This window comes from Clostridium liquoris (assembly GCF_002995785.1).
GTDB classification, from domain to species: domain Bacteria; phylum Bacillota; class Clostridia; order Clostridiales; family Clostridiaceae; genus Clostridium_AO; species Clostridium_AO liquoris.
Map to the genome: position 1 here is coordinate 1 of NZ_PVXO01000053.1, position 5,427 is coordinate 5,427.

The 5,427-nt window shown below is 28.1% G+C and carries 6 protein-coding genes, 1 tRNA gene and 1 rRNA gene; 2 read left to right on the forward strand and 6 right to left on the reverse strand.

Going from position 1 to position 5,427, the window contains the following annotated elements; all coding sequences use genetic code 11:
* Positions 1-30: 30 nt before the first annotated feature.
* Positions 31-348 carry a hypothetical protein gene (locus CLLI_RS10125; protein ID WP_106064101.1) on the forward strand — a complete coding sequence of 106 codons (318 nt, stop codon included), beginning with the start codon at positions 31-33 and terminating at the stop codon, positions 346-348.
* A 92-nt stretch (positions 349-440) separates the two neighbouring features.
* Here the strand turns inward: CLLI_RS10125 and CLLI_RS10130 are convergent, their stop codons facing one another.
* Positions 441-1,157 (reverse strand): lysophospholipid acyltransferase family protein, encoded by a 717-nt coding sequence (locus tag CLLI_RS10130; protein WP_106064102.1) that lies wholly within the window; start codon positions 1,155-1,157, stop codon positions 441-443.
* A 153-nt stretch (positions 1,158-1,310) separates the two neighbouring features.
* Here CLLI_RS10130 and CLLI_RS10135 point away from each other — a divergent pair, with 153 nt between their 5' ends.
* Positions 1,311-2,162: a ComEC/Rec2 family competence protein gene (locus CLLI_RS10135; RefSeq protein WP_106064103.1), complete on the forward strand. Its 852-nt coding sequence runs from the start codon at positions 1,311-1,313 to the stop codon at positions 2,160-2,162.
* 62 nt (positions 2,163-2,224) lie between these two features.
* On the opposite strand, the gene CLLI_RS10140 is transcribed toward CLLI_RS10135, so the two are convergent.
* From CLLI_RS10140 to rrf, 5 genes are all read right to left on the reverse strand, one after another.
* Positions 2,225-2,902, reverse strand: a complete 678-nt coding sequence (locus CLLI_RS10140; protein WP_106064104.1) for a GntR family transcriptional regulator — start codon at positions 2,900-2,902, stop codon at positions 2,225-2,227.
* A 151-nt stretch (positions 2,903-3,053) separates the two neighbouring features.
* Entirely contained in the window at positions 3,054-3,569 is a 516-nt protein-coding gene (locus CLLI_RS10145) for a hypothetical protein (RefSeq protein ID WP_106064105.1), read from the reverse strand.
* A gap of 102 nt (positions 3,570-3,671) precedes the next feature.
* Positions 3,672-4,736 carry a hypothetical protein gene (locus CLLI_RS10150; RefSeq protein ID WP_106064106.1) on the reverse strand — a complete coding sequence of 355 codons (1,065 nt, stop codon included), beginning with the start codon at positions 4,734-4,736 and terminating at the stop codon, positions 3,672-3,674.
* Between the two features lie 261 nt (positions 4,737-4,997).
* A tRNA-Asn gene (locus CLLI_RS10155) sits at positions 4,998-5,072 on the reverse strand.
* A gap of 7 nt (positions 5,073-5,079) precedes the next feature.
* A 5S ribosomal RNA gene (rrf, locus tag CLLI_RS10160) occupies positions 5,080-5,196 on the reverse strand.
* Between the last annotated feature and the right edge of the window lie 231 nt (positions 5,197-5,427).

Sequence of the window (5,427 nt, forward strand, 5' to 3'; positions counted from 1 at the left end):
TATATATATTATTGAAATGAGGTGTAAGTTTTGCATTATATAAAAAAAATATTAGATACTTTATCTTTAATTATTAGCGAATTAATCAATAAAACTAAGTATTTTATAAATAAAATACATAATAAAATTTTATTTTTTAAAAAAAAGCAGAAAATCATAAGAAATACCTATGATCCTATTTTAAAAGAAAAATTGAATACCAAAGATGAGTTATTTTCTAAATTAAATGAGTTGAGAAAAATAGATAATAGTATAAATAAAGAGCTATCAGAACTACAAAATGAAAATAATAATTTTCAAAAGAAAATAGAAATCTTAAGTGATTTAATTATAAGTAATAGATCTTAGTTTTTAGTAAATAACAATTTTCCTCCGTTGTGCCAGTGAAAAATTTAAAAATAAAGATTTTCTAAAGCAAAACGGAAGAAAATCAACTTATATTAATCGGTTAAATCTTTTCCTATTGTTTCCTTTATTGTCTCCGCTAAATTAATTTGTTCTTCTTTAGTTAATTCCTTTGTATTTATAGGCTTATGTATAACTACATTTACTTTTCCAGGTTTAACTTGCTTTTTTTCATTTCCCTCTCTAATCTTATAAGTTCCATCAATAGTTACAGGAACTATTGGAACTTCTCCTTTTATACCTAATTTCATGCTGCCCTTTTTAAATTCTCCAAGCTTTCCATCTTTACTTCTAGTACCCTCAGGAAATATAACCATGGAATACCCATTTTTTAAATTTTCCACTCCTTCATTTATGGATTTTACAGACTCTCTTATATTGCTTCTATCCATAAATACACAGTGAATTTGCTTCATCCAGCCACTGATTATTTTAAATTTTTCAAGTTCCTTCTTAGCTACAAAACCCATGGGCTTTTTAATAGCTGTTAACAGCACTGGTATATCAAATAAGCTTTGGTGATTTGCTACATAAAGACAGCTTTCTTCTGGCAGATTCTCAATTCCTTTTATATTTATCTTTATTCCAGCCTTATCTACAAAGAACTTTGCCCAGTTCAATAAGTTTTCATTTATGTACTCTTCTGCTGCCTTATCTCCCTTTTTCCTTCTTATTGATTCAATCTTTCCTTTTCTCAATAAACTTCCTATCATGTAAAATGCATATTCAAAACGTAATAAAAAATTCTTCATAATACACTCTCTCCCGCTCTCCTTAGAAATTTACACATATTTTTATTATAGCATATAGAATATAATTAATGCATGAGTTTATAAGGATTTGATTTAAAAAAATCTTAAAGGTTAGAATAGAAATAAGCACAGAAAAATTTTTAGGAGTACATAATGAATAATAAAAAATTACTTATAATTTTTTTAATTATTACTATATCTTTTTCTCTAAAAGGCTGCAGCTCTGTTAGTCTTAATAATGAAATAAAAGCAGATAATCTATTAAAAATTCATTATATAGACGTAGGTCAAGGAGATAGTATTTTAATATCAATTAATGGTAAAAATATGCTTATTGATTCTGGCTCTGCAGTGAAAGAAGAATATATAGTAAAATATTTAAAAAAGCAAGGAATAAAAAAACTACATCATGTAATTGCAACTCATCCCCATGAAGATCATATAGGTTCTATGTCCAGTATAATAAGCAATTTTAATGTGGAAAACTTTTATGCTCCTAAAATTACCTCAAGCACCAATTATTTTAATAACATGATAGATGAACTGATGAAAAAGGGGCTAAAAATACAGGTAGCTTCATCAGGTAAAAAAATACAACTTTATGACAATGTAATTTGCGAAATAATAGCTCCAAATAGTACAACTTACGAAAATACAAATAATTATTCAGTGGTACTAAAACTAACCTATGGTAAATGTAGTTTTATTTTTACAGGGGATGCTGAAGCTATAAGTGAAAATGAGATGTTAAGCAATAATACTAACCTAAAATGCGATGTTTTAAAGCTTGGACACCACGGTAGCAGTACATCTACTACAGACTCATTTTTAGAAAAAGCTTCTCCTAAAATAGCTATAATAAGCTGTGGTAAAAATAATCCTTTCCGCCATCCCAGTAAAAAAACTATAGGCAAAATAAAAAGCAAAGATATGCAGGTGTATAGGACTGACATTGATGGGGATATAGTATTATTAAGCAATGGCAGTTTTATAAAAAAGCAGTAGGATTTTTTGCTATGAATTATAAGTTAAAATAAGGTATCATACTGCAAATATGATACCTTATTTTAAATATCCTTTGATTTATTTATATAAAATATTTCTTTAGCCCTTCTTATATGTTTTCTTGTAAGATTTTCAGCCAAATCTTCATCTCCACTTTCTATAGCATTTATTATGGCTATATGTTCTTGTAACACTTCTTTTCTTCTTTCATTATTTTTCAAAGTAGTATTCCTTAAGTTTATTAGATATTCATAATATTTATTCATTTCATCTATAAGTTTCTTATTTCTACTAGCTTCTAATATTTTATTATTAAAAATTATATGAAGTTTTTTATATTCTTTATCATTCTCATCCTCTATGCTTGTCTCCATAGATGTAATAATACTTCTAATTTCCTGCAGCTCTTCTTTAGAAATACGTTTGCAAGCAAGTCTAGATGCCATACCTTCTAAAGCTTCTCTAATTTCATATATTTCTAAGGCATCTTCTAAGGAAACTCCTTGGACAATTACCCCTTTTCTAGGTATACTTTTAATTAGGCCATCCGCTTCTAGCTGCTTGAAGGCCTCTCTTATAGGGGTTCTGCTTACTCCAAGTAAATCTGCTATAGTAGTTTCTATAAGTCTTTCTCCAGCTTTAAACTTTTCCTCAAGAATTGCTTGCCTTAACTTTTCGTAGATTATCTCACTCATTGGCCGCAACTCAGTTATTTTTATTTTTTCTAAATCCATACTCATATAATCCCACCTAATAATTGTTGTTTATTATATAATACATTATATCAGAATATTGAACCAATTTGGTGATTAAAATTTTTTAATATGACATAATAAAAAAATAAAGGATTAATGATAATTTATATTTGTCATTAACCCAATATATTATGCTTTATTTCTTTTTAACCAAAAGATAAACACCTGAACATATAAATACTATAGGGAAGAAATACTTATTTATGGCAGACTTAACAATATAATATATTTCATTACCCACAAATAATTTATTTATTATAGATAAAGAACCAATTATAATTAATGCCCAGGCAATTGTTATCCAAATTTTTTTATCTACATTTCCAGAATAATTTTTCCCTGCAAAATTACCATTATAATTAGCTTTTTCCCTATCTAAAATTTTGCTTATAAAAAGATCAGAGTCAAATATAGTTTCTCCCATATCCATTCTTCTAGCAATATTAAAGGTATCAATAAAGGTGTAAAACCATAAAATTGTTCTCAATATACTACCTATAAAACCTAATCCTAGCAATCTAAATACAGGCTCTAACAACATGTAAATTAATAATGCTTCTAAACCCTTTCTCATAAGCCCTAAATACATATATCCCACTCCAGGTATTAATGCAGCTAAAAAGGTTAAAAAACCACTTCTTCTATTATTCATTAAACCAACCTCCTAAAAACTTAATTATATTTTCATTTAAACTGATAAAACTCTCTTCATCCCCCTGTGTAATTCCTTTTATAATATACTCATCACTCAAACTTACCACCCCTGATTACTAACCTTTATAGTTCCAGACTTAACCTTCATATTTAATTTTCCAGTGCCTTGTCCTAAAGGTTTTATCAAACCAGAATTTACTCTAGTATCATCATTTAAACTGCACTTGCCTTGGGACACATCTAAATTCACATTCATATTACTATCTGAGGTTTTCATTTCTACCACACCCATATTTACATCTACATTAATATCTTTACATACCTTATTCTCTATGTCTACTTTGCCATTATCAACTTGTATATTACACTGTTGAAGATCTCCTTTAAAATCCACACTTCCATTGTCTACCCTTACTTTAGCAGTTTTAATATTCTTTCCATCAAATTTTACATTATCCATATTTAAAATTAAAGAGTTTCCACCAGGTATTGTTAAAGTACCATTATCTCCTTTTATATCCCATTCCACAGCTGATAAGTTACTTTCGCCTTCTAATTTAATATTATTAATATTCATTATAACTTTATATCCATCAGGTACATAGATATCTCCCTTAACACCTCTCACATAGCTTTCATTTATACCTACCTTAAGACCTTCATTTAGGTTATTTTCCTTCAAATCATAATTATTTATATTTTTATTTTTATCAACATAAACTATTAAATCAAATTTTATTTCCCCATCTGCAGACTTTTTTACATTTATATCTCCATTTCTAGTATTAAAATTAAGGCTATTTCCAATAGCATTTAAACTTTTTTCACATCTTATTTTCTTAGTATCATTAGAATCTATATTAAAATCCTTTAAATCTATTTTAATACCATTATTTAAAAAGTTAATATCATTTCCTAGTCTCACAAATACATTTATTATTAAAAAGGCAATAAATACAGGAACAATTAAAAAGTTAAATCCTATTTCTTCATTTCCTCTTTTTCTTCCATAGAAAAATATAATTTCTATTCCAAAAAGCACTATAGTTATTGGCCACCAATTAAAAAATTGCTTTGCTAAAGCTTTATCAACATTTCTTAATATCATCCATATCCCAATAAATATAAAACCTATAGCCGAAGTAACTGTACCTATTCTTTTCATAATTCTACTCCTTGCAATAATTTTCTTTTCACTTATTTATATGTAATCACTTAAAAAAATTCCACGGCTTTTAAAAGAATAAATAAAAAAGAATAAATAATAAATAATGAAGATTTTCTTCCGTTGCCTACAGAAAATCTTTAAGTTAATAAATTTAACAATTAAAAACTTTTCGTAATGTCAATGAAAAGAATTATCCATATTTATTCTTTATTCTCTATAATTTATTAATTTCTATATAATTATTCAAAAAATAAAAAATGGCTCCGTGGAGAGGATTCGAACCTCCAGCCCTTCGGTTAACAGCCGAATGCTCCACCGTTGAGCTACCACGGAACAATTGACCTGGCGACAACTTACTCTCCCACAAAGCTTCCCTTGCAGTACCATCAGCGCTTCAAAGCTTAACCATCGTGTTCGGTATGGGAACGGGTGTTACCTTTGAGCCATAATCACCAGATTTTTTCAGAGTACAGTTGACAGAGTACAGAGTACAGTTATGGACAAAATTCCTAGGGAATTTTTAAAACTATATTTCTAGCTTTTGCAAAGCAAAAGCATCTATAACTCTCAATTCTCAACTAAAAATTGCTATAAGCTGCGCATTACTTCGTTAACAAGTTCGCTGCGGTGCTCATTTAGCTTACTAAATTCCGCTCCTTGCTTCTCATGTTTCCTTGTATTGCTTGCT